Origin of the sequence: Enterobacter sp. KB-221C9, assembly GCF_041320715.1 — a bacterium.
Lineage (GTDB): Bacteria > Pseudomonadota > Gammaproteobacteria > Enterobacterales > Enterobacteriaceae > Enterobacter > Enterobacter asburiae_D.
In genome coordinates this window covers 310,694-331,023 of the sequence record NZ_JBGIWG010000006.1, presented here as the reverse complement: position 1 = coordinate 331,023, position 20,330 = coordinate 310,694, and the positions used below count along the sequence as shown (strand labels likewise).

Here is a 20,330-nt window from a genome sequence, read left to right as displayed (position 1 = left end):
ATGGGTGGCGCACGATGAGTAATCTTTTACCCGAACAGTATGCTAACACAGCACTTCCCACCCTTCCCGACCAGCCCGATAACCCGGGCGTCTGGCCGTCGCACGAGCTGACCTGCGCGCATATTAAAGCCCATATGGATGTTTTCCATCGCTGGCTGGGCAGTGCGTTCGACGCAGGCGTGTCGGCCGAGCAGCTCATTGAAGCGCGCACCGAATTTATCGACCAGCTGCTGCAGCGCCTGTGGATCGATTACGGGTTTGGGCAAATCAGTGATGTTGCGCTGGTTGCCGTCGGGGGCTATGGCCGCGGTGAGCTGCATCCGCTTTCCGATATCGATCTTCTGATCTTAAGCCGCAAAAAGCTCCCGGACGAACAGGCGCAAAAAATTGGCGAACTGCTGACGCTGCTCTGGGACGTGAAGCTGGAAGTCGGCCACAGCGTGCGCACCCTGGAAGAGTGTCTGCTGGAAGGATTATCGGACCTGACCGTCGCCACCAACCTGATTGAAACCCGCCTGCTGATTGGCGACGTCGCGCTGTTTCTGGAGCTGCAAAAGCACATCTTCAGCGACGGCTTCTGGCCGTCAGAAAAGTTCTTCGCCGCGAAGGTCGAGGAGCAAAATCAGCGCCACCAGCGCTACCACGGCACCAGCTATAATCTTGAGCCCGATATTAAAAGTAGCCCCGGCGGCCTGCGCGACATCCACACCCTGCAGTGGGTCGCCCGCCGCCATTTTGGCGCCACCTCGATGGACGAGATGGTCGGCTTCGGCTTCTTAACCGAGGCAGAGCGTAACGAGCTGAACGAGTGCCTGCACCTGCTGTGGCGCATCCGATTTGCCCTGCATCTGGAAGTCACCCGCTACGATAACCGTCTGCTGTTTGACCGCCAGCTCAGCGTGGCCCAGCGCCTGAATTATCAGGGCGAAGGCAACGAGCCGGTTGAGCACATGATGAAAGATTTCTTCCGCGTCACCCGCCGGGTGACCGAGCTGAACCAGATGCTGTTGCAGCTGTTCGACGAGGCCATTCTGGCCCTGACCGCGGACGAAAAACCGCGCCCGATTGATGACGAATTCCAGCTGCGCGGCACGCTTATCGATCTGCGCGACGAAACGCTGTTCATCCGCGAGCCGGAAGCGATTCTGCGAATGTTCTATACCATGGTGCGCAACAGCACCATCACCGGGATCTACTCCACCACCCTGCGCCATCTGCGCCATGCGCGCCGCCATCTGACGCAGCCGCTGTGCTATATCCCGGAAGCGCGCTCGCTGTTCCTGAGCATGCTCCGTCACCCGGGCGCCGTCAGCCGCGGGCTGCTGCCGATGCACCGCCACAGCGTGCTGTGGGCCTATATGCCGCAGTGGTCGCACATTGTCGGGCAAATGCAGTTCGATCTGTTCCACGCCTACACGGTGGATGAACACACGATCCGCGTGATGCTCAAGCTTGAAAGCTTTGCGAAAGAAGAGACGCGCTCCCGCCATCCGCTGTGCGTGGAATTGTGGCCGCGCCTGACCCATCCGGAACTGATCCTGATTGCCGCCCTGTTCCACGATATCGCCAAAGGTCGCGGCGGTGACCATTCGGTTCTGGGCGCGCAGGACGTGCTGAAATTTGCCGAGCTGCACGGCCTGAACTCGCGTGAAACGCAGCTGGTGGCCTGGCTGGTACGCCACCATCTGCTGATGTCGGTCACCGCTCAACGTCGTGACATTCAGGATCCTGAGGTGATCAAGCAGTTCGCGGAAGTGGTTCAGACGGAAAACCGCCTGCGGTATCTGGTCTGCCTGACGGTGGCCGATATCTGCGCCACCAACGAAACGCTGTGGAACAGCTGGAAGCAGAGCCTGCTGCGCGAGCTGTACTTCGCGACCGAAAAACAGCTGCGTCGCGGGATGCAAAACACCCCGGACATGCGCGAGCGCGTGCGCCATCACCAGCTACAGGCGCTGGCGCTGCTGCGGATGGACAATATTGATGAAGAGGCGCTGCATCAGATTTGGGCGCGCTGCCGCGCGAACTACTTTGTACGCCACAGCCCAAACCAGCTCGCCTGGCACGCGCGTCATTTGCTGAAACACGATCTGTCGAAGCCAATGATCCTGCTCAGCCCGCAGGCCACGCGCGGCGGCACGGAGATCTTCATCTGGAGCCCCGACCGCGCCTACCTGTTTGCCGCCGTCTGTGCGGAGCTCGACAGGCGTAACCTGAGCGTTCACGACGCGCAGATTTTTACCACCCGCGACGGCATGGCAATGGATACTTTTATCGTGCTGGAGCCGGATGGCAGCCCGCTGTCGTCGGACAGGCATGAAGGGATACGTTTTGGTCTGGAACAGGCGATTACCCAGCGCAGCTGGCAGCCCCCGCAGCCGCGTCGCCAGCCGGCGAAATTGCGCCACTTTACCGTCGATACCGAGGTCAATTTCCTGCCGACCCACACCGATCGTAAATCGTTCCTGGAGCTGATCGCGCTCGACCAGCCGGGACTGCTCGCCCGCGTCGGCCAGGTTTTTGCCGATCTGGGAATTTCGCTCCACGGGGCCCGAATTACAACGATTGGCGAGCGAGTAGAAGATTTATTTATAATCGCGACAGCGGACCGGCGTGCCCTTAATAATGACCTGCAGCTTGAAGTGCAACAACGGTTGACAGCAGCCCTCAATCCAAACGATAAAGGGTGATATGTTTTTTAGTGAAATGGAAAGAGTAAACAATGCAGCAGTTACAGAACGTTATTGAGTCCGCTTTTGAGCGCCGCGCCGAGATTACCCCGGCAAATGTGGATACCGTGACCCGTGAAGCGGTAAACCAGGTGATTTCCCTTCTGGATTCCGGCGCGCTGCGCGTGGCAGAAAAAATCGACGGTCAGTGGGTCACTCATCAATGGCTGAAGAAAGCCGTGCTGCTCTCTTTCCGTATCAACGATAACCAGGTTATCGACGGAGCTGAAAGCCGCTACTTCGATAAAGTCCCTATGAAATTCGCTGACTACGACGAAGCGCGTTTCCAGAAAGAAGGCTTCCGCGTGGTACCGCCTGCGGCAGTACGTCAGGGCGCATTCATCGCACGCAACACCGTGCTGATGCCATCCTACGTGAACATCGGTGCCTACGTTGACGAAGGCACCATGGTTGACACCTGGGCGACTGTCGGTTCATGCGCGCAGATCGGTAAAAACGTTCACCTGTCCGGCGGCGTGGGCATCGGTGGTGTTCTGGAGCCACTGCAGGCTAACCCGACCATCATCGAAGACAACTGCTTCATCGGCGCGCGCTCTGAAGTGGTTGAAGGCGTGATCGTTGAAGAAGGCTCCGTGATCTCCATGGGCGTTTACATCGGTCAGAGCACCCGTATTTACGACCGTGAAACCGGCGAAGTTCACTACGGTCGCGTTCCGGCGGGCTCCGTGGTGGTTTCCGGCAACCTGCCGTCAAAAGATGGCAAATACAGCCTGTACTGTGCGGTTATCGTGAAGAAAGTAGATGCGAAAACGCGCGGTAAAGTGGGCATCAACGAATTGCTGCGCACCATCGATTAATCGGGTATAACAAAAAGCGGGGGCAACCCCGCTTTTTTTATATCTGAGGGTGGCGAAAATAGATTTTTTCGTTAATTATTCAAAGGTTATGTTGAGATCAAGGGTACCGCTATGTACGATAATCTGAAAAGTCTGGGCATTACCAATCCTGATGAAATTGATCGTTACAGCCTCCGTCAGGAAGCCAATAACGATATTTTGAAAATCTATTTTCACAAGGACAAAGGAGAGTTTTTCGCCAAAAGCGTGAAGTTTAAATATCCACGCCAGCGTAAGACCGTTGTCGCTGACGGCGTAGGACAGGGATACAAAGAAGTACAGGAAATCAGCCCTAACCTGCGCTATGTGATCGATGAACTCGATCAGATCTGCCAGCGCGACCGCACCGAAGTCGATCTCAAGCGTAAGATCCTTGACGATCTGCGTCACCTTGAAAGCGTTGTAACGAATAAGATCAGCGAGATTGAAGCGGATCTTGAGAAATTAACGCGGAAATAAAAGCAAAACGGCAATCCTTGATTGCCGTTTTTAATGTTTGCGCCCTCTCCCCGTGGGAGAGGGATGGGGTGAGGGCACCAGACCGCACTCAGCATGTAGGCCGGGTAAGGCGAAGCCGCCACCCGGCAAACAGCATCATCTCTGCTCGTCCAGCTGCAGCGCCACATACAGCAGCAGCCTGTCGTCAAAATTCCCCAGGTCCAGCCCCGTCAGCTCCGAAATCCGGTTTAACCGATACTCCAGGGTATTGCGGTGAATAAACAGCGCTTTCGACGTCGCCAGCGGCTGCACGTTATGGCGGAACCACGCCTGTAGCGTTCGGCGCAGCAGGCCGTTGTTGTCCATGGCTTTCAGACGCGCTAATGGCCGCGCCAGCTCATTGGCCTGCCAGCCCCCGCGCAGGCTGTCGAGCAGCACCGGAAGCATCAGATCCTGATAGAAATAACTGCGGCTCTCCGGCATCCGCTGCTTGCCCACCATCATGGTGGTGCGCGCGGTACGCCAGGAGCGGGCGATACTGCCCGGCCCGGTAAAGTAGTTGCCCAGCGCAACGCGAAAACGCAGCTGACCATTCTCCTTCATCCGGGAGATCAGCAGCTCCACGCGACGACGATGATCTTCGGCATCCCAGCGGCCGAACGCATTGAGCGCGGGTTTGAGCACCACCATCTCCGTCAGAGAAACGATCGCCACCAGGTTATCGCGCTCCGGCGTCGCCAGCGCATTTTGCAGCTGCTGCAGCTCGGCCATAGCGCTGTCTACGCCAAGCTGGCCGCTATCGACCTCAATGACCGCCACCACGCGCGGCTGGTTCAGATCGATCCCCAGACGCTGCGCCCATTCGCTGAGCGCAGGCGTATGCTCTTCCGCCTGAATAAGGTTCATCACCAGCTCTTCACGCAGGCGGCTGTCCTGGGCAAGCAGGTGCAACAGGCGCGACTGCTCCAGCATCATCTCTGCCGTCATACAGACCAGCTCACCGTATTTACGCAAGGACTCCGGCTCGCCGGTCAGGCCGATTACCCCCACGATCTCGCCTTCAAGGCGCAGCGGTAAATTGATGCCCTGACGGACGCCGTGCAGATGTTTCGCTACCGCATCGTCGATATCCACGACCCGCCCCTGGGAAAGCACCAGCAGCGCACCTTCGTGCAATTCCCCAATACGCTCGCGATCGCCGCTGCCAATAATGCGCCCGCGGGCATCCATCACGTTGATATTGGTATCAATGATGCGCATGGTGCGCGCCACGATATCCTGCGCCATTTTGGTATCAAGATGCCAGCCAGCCATATAACCCTCCCGTGAGCAGTGCTCAAGCATAGGGAAGTTCGGCGACGGCTGCATTGTGCGAATGCACAAAGAGAGAGGGAGAAGTATGGAGTTGTGGCAAGAATCACAGAAACGAGAAAGCCCCTGCGAACAGGGGCTTAAGAGGATTACTGCATCAGCAGATAAAGCGAGGTATCACCACGCTGGATATTCAGCGCCAGCACGGAAGGCTTGCTTTCGAGGATCTTGCGCAGTTCAGCGATGTTTTTCACCGGCTGCTGGTTAGCGCCCATGATCACATCGCCTTTTTTCAGGCCGATACGGGCTGCCGGTGAATTCGCCTTCACGTTGTTCACCACCACGCCTTTGTCTGCGCCTTTATTGCTCATCTCGGCACCTTCAATACCGCTGAAGATGGTGCTGGAATCCACCTGATTCTGGCTGCTCTGCTGCAGCTCCAGGCTCACGTTAACCGGCTTACCGTCGCGCAGCAGGCCGAGGGTCACTTTGCTGCCAATCGGCATTGAGCCTACTTCGGCACGCAGAGCGGCAAAGCTGCTGATCGGCTTACCGTTCAGGGAGGTGATCACATCCCCCGCTTTAATGCCCGCTTTCGCCGCGGAGGAATTCGGCATCACCTGGCTGACGAATGCCCCGCGCTGGGCGTCAACTTTCATCGCCTTAGCCAGCTCGGAGTTCAGCTCGGTCCCGAGGATACCCAGCTCGCCGCGTTTCACCTGGCCATACTGCACCATCTGCGCGGTCAGGTTTTTCACCATGTTACTTGGGATAGCAAAGCCGATCCCGATGTTGCCGCCGTCCGGTGCCAGGATCGCGGTGTTGATACCGATCAGCTCACCGTTCAGGTTCACCAGCGCGCCGCCGGAGTTACCGCGGTTGATCGCCGCATCCGTCTGGATGAAGTTTTCGTAGTTTTCCGCGTTCAGGCCGCTACGGCCCAGCGCAGAGACGATACCGGAGGTCACGGTTTCACCCAGACCGAACGGGTTACCGATCGCCACGGTGTAGTCGCCCACGCGCAGCGCGTCGGAGTCGGCAATTTTAATCGCCGTCAGGTTTTTCGGATCCTGGATCTGGATCAGCGCGATGTCGGAGCGCGGGTCTTTACCCACTACCTTGGCGTCGAATTTACGGCCATCGCTCAGCTGAACCTTAATGCTGTTAGCGTTATCAACCACGTGGTTGTTGGTGACGACATAGCCTTTCGCCGCATCAATAATTACACCCGAGCCAAGCGCCATGAATTTCTGCTGCTGGCCGCCGCCCTGGCTGTCATCCCCGGCACCACCGCCCTGACAGAACGGTGAACTCTGGAATGGCGAACCGTCCTGGCAGAACGGCGAGTTGTCGCCGAAGAACTGCTGGAAGTTACGCGGCATACGCGGCGTATTGACGGTCGTGCTGCCCTCAACGTTAATACTCACCACCGATGGCATCACTTTTTCGAGCATCGGTGCCAGGCTTGGCATCTGCTGCGCGGTTGCTGCCGACGACGCGGTCTCGGCTGCAGTAGCAGTCAGAGGAGACAGCGCTAAACCTAAACTCAGAGTCAGTGCACTCATTGCTAATGTGGTTTTTTTCATGTTTCTCAATCTCGATTTACAGGTAACGCAAAATTGCTGTGTAACTCAGATTCGTTTTATACCGCTTAGTTCCGGCGATAAGTTTATGGAAAAGGTAAAAATTTATTGGCCGTCTTTACAAAACTCCGGGATTATTCCACCGCCATCAGCTTGCGGTATTCATCCCAGGCATACAAATCCGTCATGCCGCTGATATAGTCCTGGATAAGACGGCAGCGATAATAATATTCCATCACCGGCCATTGGGAAGAGTGGCGATCCAGCTTGCCAATCGCTTCGACATACGCCAGACGATGCCGGGTAGAGAGTTTCTGATAAAGCCGCGATTCGATAGGTATTCCGCGCACGCGCTCGTGTTCCACCAGCTCGCTAAACTCGTCGACCGACAGCTGGAGCAACGGGGAATAAATTTCCAGTAACCCACTGATTACCCGATAGCCCTGCAGTTCCAGCTGCTCGACATCCGGATGGCTAAATACATGCCGCATCGCCACATGTTTATAAAGCTCAAGAAGCTGGCTGAAACTGCTGTCATCTTCCAGCAGCGCGTGGTTGAATTCTCCGCTGAAGATGAGCGGTAAATTATCAATAAAGCGCGACGCCGCATACGGCACCAGTTTATTTAATGTATTGACCCGCAAATACATAAAGAACTGGTCTTCCGTACTGCGGCTTAATGTATTTGAGCGCGATTTTTCCCAGGCATTTTCGACAACCTGCGAAAAGAGCGAGCCTTTTTCATGGGTACCCCAGGCCGCATAAAGATGCTGATAAAGCTCCTCGACGCTGAAGATTCTTTTCTCAACGGCATCTTCCAGATCGGCCACGCAATAGGAAATATCATCGGCGGCTTCCATAATCCAGGTCAATGGAAAGCGGCCATTTGGCGTCAATGAAAGTTCTTTACGTAGCCGTTCAATATAGGCCTCTTCGGAAAGGTAATAGCCCGGTTTTTTCATTAAATAACTGTGGGACGCGGGCGTATCCCCCATCCACCACGCGGGGCGGGTATATTTCAGAATGCAGCCGACCTGTGCCCAGGTGAGGTTCATGCGCATCAGGGAATGGACCAGCCGGATCCCCTGCGCGTTGCCCTCGAAGTGACACAAATCCTGGCGCACTTTGCGACGCAGATCGTTCAGCCCCTCTTCACCTTCACGCAGGCGTAAATCGCGTACGATGCAGCGGTCATCGCTGAGGGGCTGGCTTACCGCATCCGAAGGATAAAGCCGCTGCTTAAACCAGTCGTTGATAGCCGCCTCACCAAAGTGGCCGAAAGGCGGGTTGCCGATGTCATGCATCAGGCAGGCCATCTCAACGATGCTCTCGAAGGGCCCCGTCAGTTCGTCCAGACCATAGGTTTCCAGTAAACGCTGCTCTTTGAGACGGCTCAAAATCTCTTTGGCAATGTAGCGTCCGACCTGCTGCACTTCCATGGAGTGGGTTAAGCGGGTGCGCACCGCGGCGTTACGCTCCAGCGGGAACACCTGGGTCTTTTGCTGTAAACGCCGGATAGCGGGCGAGTTAATAATCCTCCCGCGATCGCTCTCGAAGATACGCAGGATCTCATGTTCGCTCTTGTCGCCCTGCGGCGAACGGAAACGTCGGTGCCAGTTAATTTTGGTGCGAAAATCGATTGGTGCCATGTGCTCCCCCGCGTGAGAATGCGTTTCCCCTTAACCGCATGATAGACTATGCATCTTAACAAGGCACATCGCGAGTAAATCTATGAAAATCGGCATTATTGGTGCAATGGAAGAAGAAGTTACGCTGCTGCGTGACAAAATTGAGAACCGTCAGACGCTCTCTCTTGGTGGTTGTGAAATCTACACCGGCCAGCTGAACGGCGTTGACGTGGCTCTGCTGAAATCAGGCATCGGTAAAGTGGCTGCTGCACTGGGTGCAACCCTGCTGCTTGAGCGCTGCAAGCCGGACGTGATCGTGAATACCGGCTCTGCGGGCGGCCTGGCGCCGACGCTGAAAGTGGGTGATATCGTTGTCTCCGACGAAGCGCGTTACCATGACGCCGACGTCACCGCATTCGGTTACGAGTACGGTCAGCTCCCGGGCTGCCCTGCGGGTTTTAAAGCTGACGACAAACTGATTGCGGCGGCAGAGACCTGCATCGCAGAACTCGACCTCAACGCGGTACGCGGTCTGATTGTCAGCGGCGATGCCTTCATCAACGGCTCCGTTGGGCTGGCGAAAATCCGTCATAACTTCCCCCAGGCGGTTGCCGTTGAGATGGAAGCGACCGCGATCGCTCATGTTTGCCATAACTTCAGCGTACCGTTCGTGGTGGTTCGCGCCATCTCCGACGTGGCTGACCAGCAGTCCCACATCAGCTTCGACGAGTTCCTGACCGTTGCGGCAAAACAGTCCACCGTGATGGTGGAACGCCTGGTGCAGAATCTGGCACGTGGCTAAACATACCGTCAGGGCGCTGGCCGCCCTGCTTCTTCTCACACCGCTGTGGCTCTATGCTGTACCGCGTGTGATTACGCTCTCTCCCGCGAATACGGAACTGGCGTTTGCCGCCGGGATCACGCCCGTTGGCGTGAGTAGCTATTCGGATTACCCACCGCAAGCCGCGGATATTGAACAAGTGGCAACCTGGCAGGGGATGAACCTTGAGCGCATCGTGGCGCTTAAACCGGATCTCGTGCTGGCCTGGCGTGGCGGCAACGCCGAGCGGCAGGTCAACCAGCTCACCTCGCTTGGCATAAAAGTGATGTGGATTGATGCCGTCAGCATTGAGCAGGTCGCTCAGGCGCTACGCGCCCTGGCACCCTACAGCCCTACGCCCAAAAAAGCCGAGGCTGCGGCGAAACAGATGCTGAGCGACTATGCCGCGCTGAAATCCCGGTACGATACCCCTGTTAAAAAGCGCATCTTCCTGCAGTTTGGCAGCCAGCCGCTGTTCACCACCGGAAAAGGGTCGATTCAGAACCAGGTGCTGGAAGTCTGTGGCGGTGAAAATATCTTTGCTGCCAGCCGGGTGCCGTGGCCTCAGGTCAGCCGTGAACAGGTCCTGGCGCGCCAGCCGCAGGCCATCGTCGTGGTCGGAAATGCGAGCGAAATTCCTAAAATCGAACAATTCTGGCAAAGGCAGCTAAAAATTCCGGTGATCCCGCTCAACAGCGACTGGTTTGAACGCGCCAGCCCGCGTATTATCCTCGCCGCAAAACAGCTCTGTGCCGCGCTGGCAGAGAGTCACTAACATAAGACCCTTTTCGAGGATTTAACGATGCTCGTTTATTGGCTGGATATTCTTGGCACAGCCGTTTTTGCTATCTCCGGCGTTTTACTCGCCGGAAAACTACGCATGGATCCGTTTGGCGTGCTGGTGCTGGGCGTGGTGACCGCCGTTGGCGGCGGGACTATCCGCGATATGGCGCTGGCGAATGGCCCGGTATTTTGGGTGAAAGATCCGACCGATCTGGTGGTCGCGATGGTCACCTGCCTGTTAACCATTGTGCTGGTTCGCCAGCCGCGCAGATTACCAAAATGGATATTGCCGGTGCTGGATGCCGTGGGTCTGGCCGTGTTTGTCGGTATTGGCGTCAATAAGGCGTTTAATGCGGGTACCGGTCCGATGGTGGCAATCTGTATGGGCGTATTAACCGGCGTGGGCGGTGGGATCATTCGCGATATTCTGGCGCGAGAAGTGCCGATGATCCTGCGTACTGAAATTTACGCAACGGCCTGCATTGTGGGCGGGATCGTTCACGCGACCGCGTACTACACCTTTGCCCTCCCGCTGGAAAATGCCGCCATGCTGGGGATGGTCGTGACGCTGGTGATACGTTTAGCGGCGATACGCTGGCACCTGAAGCTGCCGACGTTTGCGCTGGATGAGAATGGCAGGTAAATGCAAAACGGTAACCATCAGGTTACCGTTTTTAGCGTTTTGCCGGGGGTGAGGGCATCAGCCCGCACCCGCTTAAATACTGAACGAAGAACCACACCCGCAGGTGCTTGTCGCATTCGGGTTGGTCACCACAAAGCGCGAACCTTCCAGACCTTCGGTGTAATCCACCGAACCACCCACCAGATACTGCAGGCTCATCGGGTCAACCACCAGCGCGACGCCCTGTTTCTCGATAGTCATATCGCCATCGTTAACCTGATCGTCAAAAGTAAAACCATACTGGAAGCCGCTGCAGCCGCCACCGGTAATATAGACACGCAGTTTCAGATCCGGATTGTCCTCATCGGCAATCAGGACTTTCACTTTTTTGGCTGCTGCTTCGGTAAATTCGAGCGGTACAGCTACTACGTCATCACTCATCTTATGCTCCCATGAATACTGCTATTGGGTAAAATTCACCCAATTCTTTATCTCATTATCTAATACCCTGGTAATTCATTCAAGTATTCTGCGTGGCGGCCCGCTCAGCCTCTTGTTTTGCCAGGGTACGCGCAAGGATGGTGGAGTATAGCGGTTTTCCACCCAGGAACTGGGCCAATAGTGTCGCGCCGAGACAGGTAATGATCATTGGCAAAATGAGCTGGTAATTGTCCGTCATCTCCAGCACCAGCACGATCCCGGTCAACGGCGCACGCAGGGATGCGGCCAGCAACGCCCCCATTCCGGCGATGGCAAAGGTCCCGGCGTCAAGATGATAGGCGGGAAACCCCGCTTCAGCCGCCATACCAAACGCGGTGCCCAGCAATGTCCCCAGCGCCAGCATCGGGGCGAAAATCCCGCCGGGCGCGCCGGAGGAGAAGCACAGCACCGTCGTGATGACTCTTGAAATAAACATAAACAGCAGCAGACCCACGCTGAAATTCCCCGCCGCCGCAATGGGAATCAGCCCGAACCCGCCGCCTGCGGCATTCGGCTCAATAAACCCGAGTACGCCACACATTCCGCCCAGCAGACCGCCCATCAGCACCCATTTCGTGGTGTTCCCGCCGTGAATGCGCTGGAACATATCCTGAGCGCGCAGGATAAAGGTGTTGAACAGCGGCCCCACCACGCCAAAAATCATGCCGAGGATCAGGTAAAGCCACAGGGTGTTGACCGGCGCGTTGGTCAGTTTACCCACCTCAATGACCGCGCCCTCGCCATTAAAGATGCGGAACACGATGCTCGACATAATGACGCCGGTAAACACCGCTTTAATCGAGATCAGGTTGTAGCGAAACTGCGCGCGCATCTCTTCGATGATAAATAAAATGCCCGCCAGCGGCGCGTTAAACGCGGCTGAAAGCCCCGCCGCCGCGCCGGTTGCCAGCAGCGTATGACGCGCTTCGGCGCTTCGCATCCGAAACAGATCGCCCACCATGCGGCCGACGTTCCCCCCCAGCTGTACCGTGGGCCCTTCCCGGCCAAGCACCATGCCCGCGCCCAACGTACCCATGCCGCCGATGAATTTAACCGGAATCACCCGCCACCAGCGCACCGGACGCAGCTCCTCCAGCGCACCTTCAATTTCCGGGATGCCCGATCCACCCGCCTCCGGCGCGAATTTACGCACCAGAAAATACCCCACCATGGCAAACAGCGCAGACAGCCCGAATGCCCACACCCAGACCAGCCATTCGCTATCGGCGAAACCGGCCACGGTGCCCACTCGCCAGTTGAGTACGGCATTAACCGCTTTTTCAAACGCCACGCCAATCAGACCCGCGAGAGTCCCCACCACGGCAGCGGCCAGCAGGATAGCCAGCGGCGTTTTATCGCGATTGAGCAGCCGCCGAATACTGATTCGGTGCTGGGCGCGCGTAAACTGTTGTTCTTCAAAAGACGGAGAATCTGATTTCATGTCCTGTTCTTATTCGTCACACAAAAAGCCGCGAGGATTTTACCAGAGACAGTCGCGCCGTCCCGTGAAAAATCCTTAACAATTGTTTATGCATTAATGGGGCAAAAATTTCATAACCTTCCCCGAATCACTTAGAATAGTGGGCTTAATCATTTTATACGAACCAGGAACGACGCCATGAGCAAGTCTGAAAACCTCTACAGTGCAGCCCGCGAGCTTATTCCGGGTGGCGTGAACTCACCTGTGCGCGCCTTCACCGGCGTGGGCGGTACGCCGCTGTTTATCGAACGTGCTGACGGCGCGTATCTGTATGATGTCGATGGCAAAGCCTATATCGATTATGTGGGTTCCTGGGGCCCGATGGTGCTGGGCCACAACCACCCGGCGATTCGTAACGCGGTAATCGAAGCCGCCCAGCGCGGCCTGAGCTTCGGCGCGCCAACCGAAATGGAAGTGAAAATGGCGGAGCTGGTGACCGAACTGGTGCCCACCATGGACATGGTACGCATGGTGAACTCCGGTACCGAAGCCACCATGAGCGCCATCCGCCTGGCGCGTGGTTTTACGGGCCGCGATAAAATCATCAAATTCGAAGGCTGCTACCACGGCCACGCAGACTGCCTGCTGGTGAAAGCCGGTTCCGGCGCGCTGACGCTTGGCCAGCCAAACTCGCCAGGCGTACCGGCAGATTTCGCGAAGCACACCCTGACCTGCACCTACAACGATCTTGCTACCGTTCGCGCGGCGTTCGAGCAGTATCCGCAGGAGATCGCCTGCATCATCGTTGAGCCGGTTGCGGGCAACATGAACTGCATCCCACCGCAGCCCGAGTTCCTGCCGAGCCTGCGCGCCCTGTGCGATGAGTTCGGCGCGCTGCTGATCATCGATGAAGTGATGACCGGCTTCCGCGTAGCGCTGGCGGGTGCCCAGTCTTACTACGGCGTTGAGCCGGACCTGACCTGCCTCGGTAAAATCATCGGCGGCGGTATGCCTGTGGGTGCATTCGGTGGGCGTAAGGACGTGATGGAAGCCCTGGCGCCAACCGGCCCGGTTTACCAGGCAGGCACGCTCTCCGGTAACCCTATCGCCATGGCTGCGGGCTTTGCCTGCCTGACCGAAGTGGCTCAGCCGGGCATTCACGAAACCCTGACCGACCTGACGACGCAGCTGGCAAACGGTCTGCTGGAAGCCGCAGAAGAGGCCGGCATCCCTCTGGTGGTTAACCACGTGGGCGGCATGTTCGGGATTTTCTTCACCGATGCGAAAACCGTGACCTGCTATCAGGACGTGGTGAAGTGCGACGTTGAACGCTTCAAGCGCTTCTTCCACCTGATGCTGGAAGAAGGCGTGTACCTGGCGCCTTCCGCGTTCGAAGCGGGCTTTATGTCCGTGGCGCACAGCGAAGAAGATATCAACAACACCATCGACGCGGCGCGTAAGGTGTTTGCGAAGCTCTAAGGGCATTGCCGGGTGGCGCTAACGCTTACCCGGCCTACGATGTTCTCCCTCTCCCCGAGGGAGAGGGTATCAGGCCGCACCTGACTACCGGCTCTGCTTTCTCAACAGATAAATAAAGTACGGCGCACCGATAAAGGTCGACAGTAGACCCGCCGGGATCTGATACGGGAACAGCACCATTCTTCCGCACCAGTCCGCGAACACCAGCATCACCCCGCCCGTCAGGGCCGACATCACAATATGCGGCATCGTCCGGCGGAATCCCATCATTCTGGCAATGTGCGGGGCCATTAATCCGACAAAACTCAGCGGTCCAATCGTCAGGGTAGCCACAGCCGTCAGGCACGCCGCTAGCAGCAGCAGGGCCACGCGCGCTGGCGTCAGCGCCATCCCCACCGCACGAGCGGTTTCACCGCCAAGCGGCAGAATGGTCATCCAGCGGCGGCACAGCGGCACCATCGCCAGCAGCACGAGCATCACCATCCCGGACCAGACTACCTGGCTGCCGGTGGCGTTGTACGTCGAGCCGGAAATCCAGGTCAGGATCTTCGCCATACGCGGATCGCCGCTTGCCTGCAGCATCATCAGCAGCATCGTAAATGCGGTACTAAGCGCCATCCCGGCCAGCAGCATGCGGTGCGGCGAAAAACCGCCGCGACCGGCGGCTATCAGGATAATCATCAGCGTGGCTGCCGCGCCGATACTGCCGGCAGGCATCAGCCAGCCAAACGCATTGCCCGGCACAAAGAACAGCATCAGCACCACGCCAAAGGCGGCGCCAGAGCTGATCCCAAGCACTTCAGGGCTCGCCATCGGGTTGCCGGTCAGACGCTGAATAATGCACCCCGCCACCGCCAGCATTACCCCTGCGATCAGCGCAGCGAAGATACGCGGCCAGCGCCACTGCAGCAGTTCATTGAGTAAATCACCCGTTGCCCAGTGCCAGCCCGAGGCATCGCGTCCGAATGAGAGCGCCGCGAACGAGGCGATCATCAGCACCGCCAGACCGGCAAGGCTAAACCACAGAACCGACTGACGTTCAGCGTAAACTCTATCGCCCGCGTCCATCGCCGGCGCGCTCATGCTGCGCAGGCGCGGGAGCAGCCACAGCAGCAGCGGCGCCCCGATAAGCGCGGTCACAGAGCCGGTGGATACTTCCCTCCAGACCTGCGCCAGCCAGAGAATAAGCTGATCGGAAAGCCAGAGGATCAGCGCCCCAATCAGCGGTGCCAGCATCAGACGCGTCAGTAAACGACGCGCCCCGAGCATTTTCGCCAGCAGTGGCGCAAACAGGCCAATAAACCCGATGATGCCGACCGCGTTCACCAGCAGGGCACTCAATACAATCGCCAGCGTCAGCGCCGCCAGGCGAGCCAGCGACAGCGCCAGCCCCAGGTTACGCGCCACGCCATCATCCAGCCCCATGAGCGTCAGGGGACGCAAGAGCAGCAGCGTCAGCACAACACCGCCAGCCAGCTGCGGCCACAGGCGCTGCACAATGCTCCAGTCGGTCTGGGTGAGCGTGCCGGTACTCCACAGGAACATGCTTTGCAGCTGATCGTGGTGGAACAGCACCAGCAGCTGGTTAATCGCGCCACAGTAGAGGCTCACCACCAGCCCGGCCAGGATAAGCGTTACCGGAGAAAGGCGCTTGCCCCAGGCCACGCCAAAGACCAGCGCGCCCACCGCGCACGCCCCCGCGAGTGCCGCAAACTGCGAGGTTAACGCTCCCGGCAGCGCCCACAGCGTGGTGATGGTGATCCCAAGCTGTGCGCCGGTCGCGACGCCGAGCGTGGTTGGCTCTGCCAGCGGGTTACGCAAAACCTGCTGGAACAGCACGCCAACCAGCCCTAAACCGGCGCCGACTAAAAGGGAGATCGCCAGACGCGGCAGCAGGCTGTAGTGGAACAGCATCTGCTGAATATTGTCGATATCCGGCGAGGCCAGAGCGCCCCCCCACTGCGCGCGGGGTAATGCCGTCGAGAGGTTGAACCCGGTTAATACCAGCGCAACCAAAAAAATCAGGGATAACAGCAGCGCCGGTAAGCGGGCGATACGCGTACTCATGCTTTACCTCCCAGGGCGTTATCCAGCACGCGGGCAAAATGCATGGCCGACAGCGTCGCACCGTAGAACCAGACCGCCGGGGCGCGCTGGAAGCGCTGCTCGCGCACAAACGGCATCGCCTGCCAGAGCGGAGTCGCCATCAGGGTTTGCATGTCGCGTTCGTTGCCGTGATCGAAGCACAGCACGTCGACGTCGCGAAACGCCGCCAGACGATCGATACCCACGGCAGTACTTCCCCAGAACGTCATCTCCCCTTCCCAGGCATTGCGAATGCCGAAGCTGTCCAGCACTTCCTGGAAAAGACAGTTTTTACCAAAGACCAGCATATGGCGGGCATCCAGCAGCGTCACCATCAGCAGCGGACGATCGCCCCGGTTGGCAAAGCGTGGCTTCAGGGAGTCGATCAGGGCATCAAATTCGTCGAGATGCTTTTTGGCCTCGACTTCGCGATTGAGGAAACGCGCCATCTCGTTAATCGAGTTTTTCGCCATCGCCAGCGGTTTTTTACCGTCGCTGAAGGCGAATCCACGTCCTGGCGCAATGCGCGCCATGATATCCTCTGACGGACCGTAGCCCGCTGACCAGAACATAAACGAGGGTTTCATCTGGGTGAGCAGTTCGAGGTTTGGCTCCGTACGCAGGCCGATGTCGATCACCGAGTCCGGCAGCTTCGGCTCGTTCACCCAGAGGTTATAGTTAGGTATGTCCGCCACGCCATAGGGCGTGACGCCCAGCGCCATCATCAGCTCGACCGGCAGCCACTCCAGGGCCACAATACGGTGCGGATCGACCGCGACGGCACGCGCCGTATTCATTTTTAACAGCAGCGGTGAGAGCGCCATCGCCGTCAGCAGGCGACGGCGGCTAATGCGAGCGTTATCCAGCATCAGTAGACAAAGCTCACCGGTGCAGCCCCGGCAGGGTGAGGCAGAATACCCATCGGAATACCGTAAATATGTTCCAGCGTTTCGCTGCGCATCAGCTCAGACGGTGTGCCCTGGGCAATCATCTCGCCCCCGCGCAGCGCGACGAGGTAGTCACAATAACGCGCGGCCATGTTGATATCGTGCAGGACCGCAATGACCGTCAGACCACGCTGCTGGCTCAGGCGATGCACCAGCGCCAGGACGTCGACCTGATGCGCAATATCCAGCGCAGAGGTCGGTTCATCCAGCAGCAGACAGCGGCTGTCCTGCGCCACCAGCATCGCAATCCACGCGCGCTGGCGTTCGCCGCCGGACAGACTATCCACCAGACGGTGCGCCAGCGGCTTTAACCCGACCAGCGCAATCGCCTCTTCCACCTTCTCTCTGTCGGCGACGCCGAAGCGCCCAAGCGCCCCGTGCCACGGATAACGGCCAATCGCCACCAGCTCACGCACCGTCATCCCTTCCGCCTGGGGCAGCTGCTGCGGCAGATAGGCCACTTTGCGGGCAAAGGCTTTACTGCTCCAGCTCTCCAGCGGTTGGTCATCCAGCAGAATATCCCCTTCTGAAGGCGGCTGATGGCGCCCCAGCATCTTGAGCAGCGTGGATTTACCGGAACCGTTGTGACCAATCAGGCCCGTCACTTTACCGGCAGGGAACGTCAGAGAGAGCGGATGCAGCAGCGTGCGCCCGGGTACGCGAAAGGAGAGATGGTTGAGCGTAAAGGTGGTGTCGGGTTGCGTTTGAATATCCTGCATTTCAGCCAACTTAAATAAAAAGGGCACGGCGAACCGTGCCCGAAAAGAGATTAGAAGCGGAAGGTCGCGGTGGCAACAACCTGACGTTCAGCACCCCAGAAGCAGCCGTAGGTATTGAAGCAGCTGGCAACGTACTCGCGATCGAACAGGTTGTTCACGTGCAGCGCCACGTTTGAGCCCACCATGCCAACGCGTGCCAGATCGTATCTGACCAGCGCATCGACAACGGTGTAGCTGCCCACCTTGAAGGAGTTCGCCGGATCGCCATAGCTTGAGCCCGTGTAACGCACGCCGGTACCCAGCGTCAGACCAGACAGCGCACCGTCAAACAGGGTGTAATCGCCCCACAGCGACGCCATGTGTTTTGGCACCTGAGCTGGCGTGTTGCCTTTGTAGGTGGTGTCCGTGGTGTATTCCGCATCGGTATAGGTATAAGAACCCACCAGGTTAACGCTCGCAGACAGGGCCGCCTTCGCTTCCACCTCTACGCCACGCGCGCGGATTTCACCGCCCTGAACCGAGAAGAAGGAGCCCGCCGGGTCCGCCATCAGGTTGTTAGTTTTGGTCAGCTGGTACAATGCGCCGGTGACGACGATCGGACGATCGTTCGGCACGTATTTCACGCCCGCTTCGTACTGTTTGCCTTTAGACGGCGCGAACAGCTTGCCCTGGGCATCGCTCTGCGAAGCCGGTTCAAACGATTCGCTGTAGCTAAAGTACGGGGTTACGCCGTTATCAAACAGATAGTTAACGCCACCGCGCCAGGTGAACTGGGTATCATCACGTTTGGAGGTAGTGTTCGTCACGCGGTTGTAGGATTCCTGATCGGCCCAGTCATAACGACCGCCCAGGGTTACCAGGACTTTGTCCCACTCAATCTGATCCTGAGCGTAAACGCCGGTCTGTTTTTGCTTGTTCAACACCTGATAGGCACCTGACGGTCCAGGATGTGAACCGAAATCGAAATCGCTACGATCGAGGTTATAGATATCAGATGGCGCAACGGAACCGGCATAACCGAACCACGAGTCGATGTCATTACGCATGCGCATGAAATCCACACCCGTCAGCAGAGTATGATCGAGTGAACCCGTCGCGAACTTGCTCTGCAACTGCGTATCAACAGTAAAGTTTTCCAGCTTCTCGTTATCGATCACATACTGGCGAGTCAGCGTATGACCCCACTGCGACTGAGGAACGCTCGCGCAAGGGCTGGATGCCGGATTACTCGAATGGAGCGGATCGGAACACATACCGTAGCCGTAAACGCTGTTTTGCGAGGTCTTATTCTGCGCATAGCGCAGGTTCTGACGCACGGTAAAGGTATCGTTGAACTCGTGGTCGACGCTGTATCCCACCATTTTCTGGTTACGGGAATAGGTATTGTTCTTCGCGCCTTCGTTGAAGTTCGTCGGCAGACGATCGCCGTTCGGCAGCGGATCAACCGTCCCCTCTTTTGGCAGCCAGCCGTAATAACCCGTTTCAGGCTCGTTCTGGAAGTAGGAGAGGAACGTGAAGGTGGTTTTGTCATCCGGACGCCAGGAGAAAGATGGCGCGATGGCGTAACGCTGCTCGCCCTTACCTTCCTGCTGGGAATTATTTGAACGTGCCACACCCGTTAATCGGTAAGAGTAAACGCCGTCATCGTCAATTGCATCGCTAAAGTCGAACCCGGTCTGGAACAGGCTGTCCGTGCCGACTTTGAACTGGATCTCTTTCAGCGGCTCGGTTGTTGGGCGCTTGCTGACCATATTCAGCAAACCGCCTGGGCTGCTTTTGCCGTACAGAACGGAAACCGGACCGCGCAAGATCTCGGCGCGCTCCAGCATATAAGGATCAATCACCGCGTCGTTATAGAAGTTCCCCTGCATTTTCATGCCGTCGAGGTAGTTATTCTGCGTCTGACCATCCGCCGCAAAGCCGCGAATAATCAAATAGTCATAGGTATTAGACGCACCGCGCGTGCCTACCGCAACGCCCGGCGTGTAGCTCAGGGCTTCTTTCACCGAGCGCGGCTGATGCAGCGCCATCTCTTCGGCCGTGACCACAGAAATAGACTGAGGAACTTTTTGAATCGGGGTATCCGTTTTGGTCCCGGTCGCGGATTGCCTTGCGGCGATAGTCGCAGCAGGCCCCCAGGCGCTTTCCTGCGCCGCAGGTGCTGCTGTTACCGTAATGGTTTCTTCTTTTTTCGGGGCTTCGGCCGCATGTCCATAAGCAGACATGCCGGCAACCGCTGTGGCGACAACGACCGCGATTTTACGTCGCGACGTGTTAATAGGCTGAGCTGTATTGAAAAGCGCCATGTTGTTCTCTGATGGAAAAGTGAATGATAACGTAAACGAGAATTATTATTATGAGCGCCAGAATAATATGCGAAACGCTGGTTGCATAGCAAGCAGTAAGCGGCCCTACAAGATTTAAGGGTT

The 20,330-nt window shown here is 57.6% G+C and carries 16 protein-coding genes; 7 read left to right on the top strand and 9 right to left on the bottom strand.

All coding sequences use genetic code 11. The features are described from left to right. Positions 1 to 14 precede the first annotated feature (14 nt). The 3 genes from glnD (at position 15) to AB8846_RS11690 (ending at position 4,045) form a co-directional block, all read left to right on the top strand. Positions 15 to 2,690: a bifunctional uridylyltransferase/uridylyl-removing protein GlnD gene (glnD, locus tag AB8846_RS11700; RefSeq protein WP_370732758.1), complete on the top strand. Its 2,676-nt coding sequence runs from the start codon at positions 15 to 17 to the stop codon at positions 2,688 to 2,690. 32 nt (positions 2,691 to 2,722) lie between these two features. After that, positions 2,723 to 3,547, top strand: coding sequence for a 2,3,4,5-tetrahydropyridine-2,6-dicarboxylate N-succinyltransferase (dapD, locus tag AB8846_RS11695; RefSeq protein WP_008501915.1), 825 nt, complete (start codon positions 2,723 to 2,725; stop codon positions 3,545 to 3,547). 111 nt (positions 3,548 to 3,658) lie between these two features. Next, positions 3,659 to 4,045 (top strand): DUF3461 family protein, encoded by a 387-nt coding sequence (locus tag AB8846_RS11690; RefSeq protein ID WP_014168696.1) that lies wholly within the window; start codon positions 3,659 to 3,661, stop codon positions 4,043 to 4,045. A 135-nt stretch (positions 4,046 to 4,180) separates the two neighbouring features. Here AB8846_RS11690 and cdaR read toward each other — a convergent pair whose 3' ends face one another. From cdaR to dgt, 3 genes are all read right to left on the bottom strand, one after another. Next, positions 4,181 to 5,338: a DNA-binding transcriptional regulator CdaR gene (cdaR, locus tag AB8846_RS11685; protein ID WP_331413313.1), complete on the bottom strand. Its 1,158-nt coding sequence runs from the start codon at positions 5,336 to 5,338 to the stop codon at positions 4,181 to 4,183. A 146-nt stretch (positions 5,339 to 5,484) separates the two neighbouring features. Beyond that, a complete protein-coding gene (degP, locus tag AB8846_RS11680; protein WP_370732757.1) occupies positions 5,485 to 6,921 on the bottom strand; it encodes a serine endoprotease DegP in 1,437 nt (478 codons plus the stop codon). 131 nt (positions 6,922 to 7,052) lie between these two features. Then, positions 7,053 to 8,567, bottom strand: a complete 1,515-nt coding sequence (gene dgt, locus AB8846_RS11675) for a dGTPase (protein WP_370732756.1) — start codon at positions 8,565 to 8,567, stop codon at positions 7,053 to 7,055. Positions 8,568 to 8,649: 82 nt separating this feature from the next. On the opposite strand from dgt, the gene mtnN reads away from it, so the two are divergent. Genes mtnN through AB8846_RS11660 form a run of 3 tightly spaced genes read left to right on the top strand, consistent with a single transcriptional unit; the run spans position 8,650 to position 10,792 of the window. Next, positions 8,650 to 9,348 carry a 5'-methylthioadenosine/S-adenosylhomocysteine nucleosidase gene (gene mtnN, locus AB8846_RS11670; RefSeq protein ID WP_370732755.1) on the top strand — a complete coding sequence of 233 codons (699 nt, stop codon included), beginning with the start codon at positions 8,650 to 8,652 and terminating at the stop codon, positions 9,346 to 9,348. Next, positions 9,341 to 10,141 (top strand): vitamin B12 ABC transporter substrate-binding protein BtuF, encoded by an 801-nt coding sequence (gene btuF / locus AB8846_RS11665; RefSeq protein WP_370732754.1) that lies wholly within the window; start codon positions 9,341 to 9,343, stop codon positions 10,139 to 10,141. Before mtnN ends, btuF begins: the two co-directional genes overlap by 8 nt. A 27-nt stretch (positions 10,142 to 10,168) precedes the next feature. Then, positions 10,169 to 10,792, top strand: a complete 624-nt coding sequence (locus tag AB8846_RS11660; RefSeq protein ID WP_023334566.1) for a TRIC cation channel family protein — start codon at positions 10,169 to 10,171, stop codon at positions 10,790 to 10,792. Positions 10,793 to 10,864: 72 nt separating this feature from the next. Here AB8846_RS11660 and erpA read toward each other — a convergent pair whose 3' ends face one another. Both erpA and clcA read right to left on the bottom strand, forming a co-directional pair. Next, entirely contained in the window at positions 10,865 to 11,212 is a 348-nt protein-coding gene (erpA, locus tag AB8846_RS11655; RefSeq protein WP_063145182.1) for an iron-sulfur cluster insertion protein ErpA, read from the bottom strand. Positions 11,213 to 11,291: 79 nt separating this feature from the next. Then, a complete protein-coding gene (gene clcA, locus AB8846_RS11650) occupies positions 11,292 to 12,692 on the bottom strand; it encodes a H(+)/Cl(-) exchange transporter ClcA (protein WP_370732753.1) in 1,401 nt (466 codons plus the stop codon). A gap of 177 nt (positions 12,693 to 12,869) precedes the next feature. On the opposite strand from clcA, the gene hemL reads away from it, so the two are divergent. Then, on the top strand, positions 12,870 to 14,150 hold the full coding sequence (gene hemL, locus AB8846_RS11645; RefSeq protein WP_370732752.1) for a glutamate-1-semialdehyde 2,1-aminomutase: 1,281 nt from the start codon (positions 12,870 to 12,872) through the stop codon (positions 14,148 to 14,150). An 84-nt stretch (positions 14,151 to 14,234) separates the two neighbouring features. On the opposite strand, the gene fhuB is transcribed toward hemL, so the two are convergent. The 4 genes from fhuB to fhuA are packed head-to-tail and all read right to left on the bottom strand — an operon-like array spanning position 14,235 to position 20,207. Further along, entirely contained in the window at positions 14,235 to 16,217 is a 1,983-nt protein-coding gene (gene fhuB / locus AB8846_RS11640) for a Fe(3+)-hydroxamate ABC transporter permease FhuB (RefSeq protein ID WP_370732751.1), read from the bottom strand. After that, positions 16,214 to 17,104: a Fe(3+)-hydroxamate ABC transporter substrate-binding protein FhuD gene (gene fhuD, locus AB8846_RS11635; protein WP_370732750.1), complete on the bottom strand. Its 891-nt coding sequence runs from the start codon at positions 17,102 to 17,104 to the stop codon at positions 16,214 to 16,216. Before fhuD ends, fhuB begins: the two co-directional genes overlap by 4 nt. Further along, complete coding sequence (fhuC, locus tag AB8846_RS11630; protein WP_063145178.1) at positions 17,104 to 17,901, bottom strand: Fe3+-hydroxamate ABC transporter ATP-binding protein FhuC; 798 nt, start codon at positions 17,899 to 17,901, stop codon at positions 17,104 to 17,106. The genes fhuD and fhuC overlap by 1 nt, the downstream gene beginning before the upstream one ends. A 50-nt stretch (positions 17,902 to 17,951) precedes the next feature. Continuing rightward, the gene (gene fhuA / locus AB8846_RS11625) at positions 17,952 to 20,207 is read right to left on the bottom strand and encodes a ferrichrome porin FhuA (RefSeq protein WP_370732749.1); all 2,256 of its coding nucleotides are present in this window, start codon (positions 20,205 to 20,207) and stop codon (positions 17,952 to 17,954) included. Between the last annotated feature and the right edge of the window lie 123 nt (positions 20,208 to 20,330).

Excerpts from the sequence above, each read along its gene's own strand:
- AB8846_RS11690 (WP_014168696.1), top strand. The coding sequence starts at position 3,659 with ATGTACGATAATCTGAAAAGTCTGGGCATTACCAATCCTGATGAAATT.
- fhuA (WP_370732749.1), bottom strand. The coding sequence starts at position 20,207 with ATGGCGCTTTTCAATACAGCTCAGCCTATTAACACGTCGCGACGTAAA.
- clcA (WP_370732753.1), bottom strand. The coding sequence starts at position 12,692 with ATGAAATCAGATTCTCCGTCTTTTGAAGAACAACAGTTTACGCGCGCC.
- fhuB (WP_370732751.1), bottom strand. The coding sequence starts at position 16,217 with ATGAGTACGCGTATCGCCCGCTTACCGGCGCTGCTGTTATCCCTGATT.
- degP (WP_370732757.1), bottom strand. The coding sequence starts at position 6,921 with ATGAAAAAAACCACATTAGCAATGAGTGCACTGACTCTGAGTTTAGGT.
- fhuC (WP_063145178.1), bottom strand. The coding sequence starts at position 17,901 with ATGCAGGATATTCAAACGCAACCCGACACCACCTTTACGCTCAACCAT.
- erpA (WP_063145182.1), bottom strand. The coding sequence starts at position 11,212 with ATGAGTGATGACGTAGTAGCTGTACCGCTCGAATTTACCGAAGCAGCA.
- glnD (WP_370732758.1), top strand. The coding sequence starts at position 15 with ATGAGTAATCTTTTACCCGAACAGTATGCTAACACAGCACTTCCCACC.
- mtnN (WP_370732755.1), top strand. The coding sequence starts at position 8,650 with ATGAAAATCGGCATTATTGGTGCAATGGAAGAAGAAGTTACGCTGCTG.
- hemL (WP_370732752.1), top strand. The coding sequence starts at position 12,870 with ATGAGCAAGTCTGAAAACCTCTACAGTGCAGCCCGCGAGCTTATTCCG.
- dgt (WP_370732756.1), bottom strand. The coding sequence starts at position 8,567 with ATGGCACCAATCGATTTTCGCACCAAAATTAACTGGCACCGACGTTTC.
- fhuD (WP_370732750.1), bottom strand. The coding sequence starts at position 17,104 with ATGCTGGATAACGCTCGCATTAGCCGCCGTCGCCTGCTGACGGCGATG.
- dapD (WP_008501915.1), top strand. The coding sequence starts at position 2,723 with ATGCAGCAGTTACAGAACGTTATTGAGTCCGCTTTTGAGCGCCGCGCC.
- cdaR (WP_331413313.1), bottom strand. The coding sequence starts at position 5,338 with ATGGCTGGCTGGCATCTTGATACCAAAATGGCGCAGGATATCGTGGCG.
- AB8846_RS11660 (WP_023334566.1), top strand. The coding sequence starts at position 10,169 with ATGCTCGTTTATTGGCTGGATATTCTTGGCACAGCCGTTTTTGCTATC.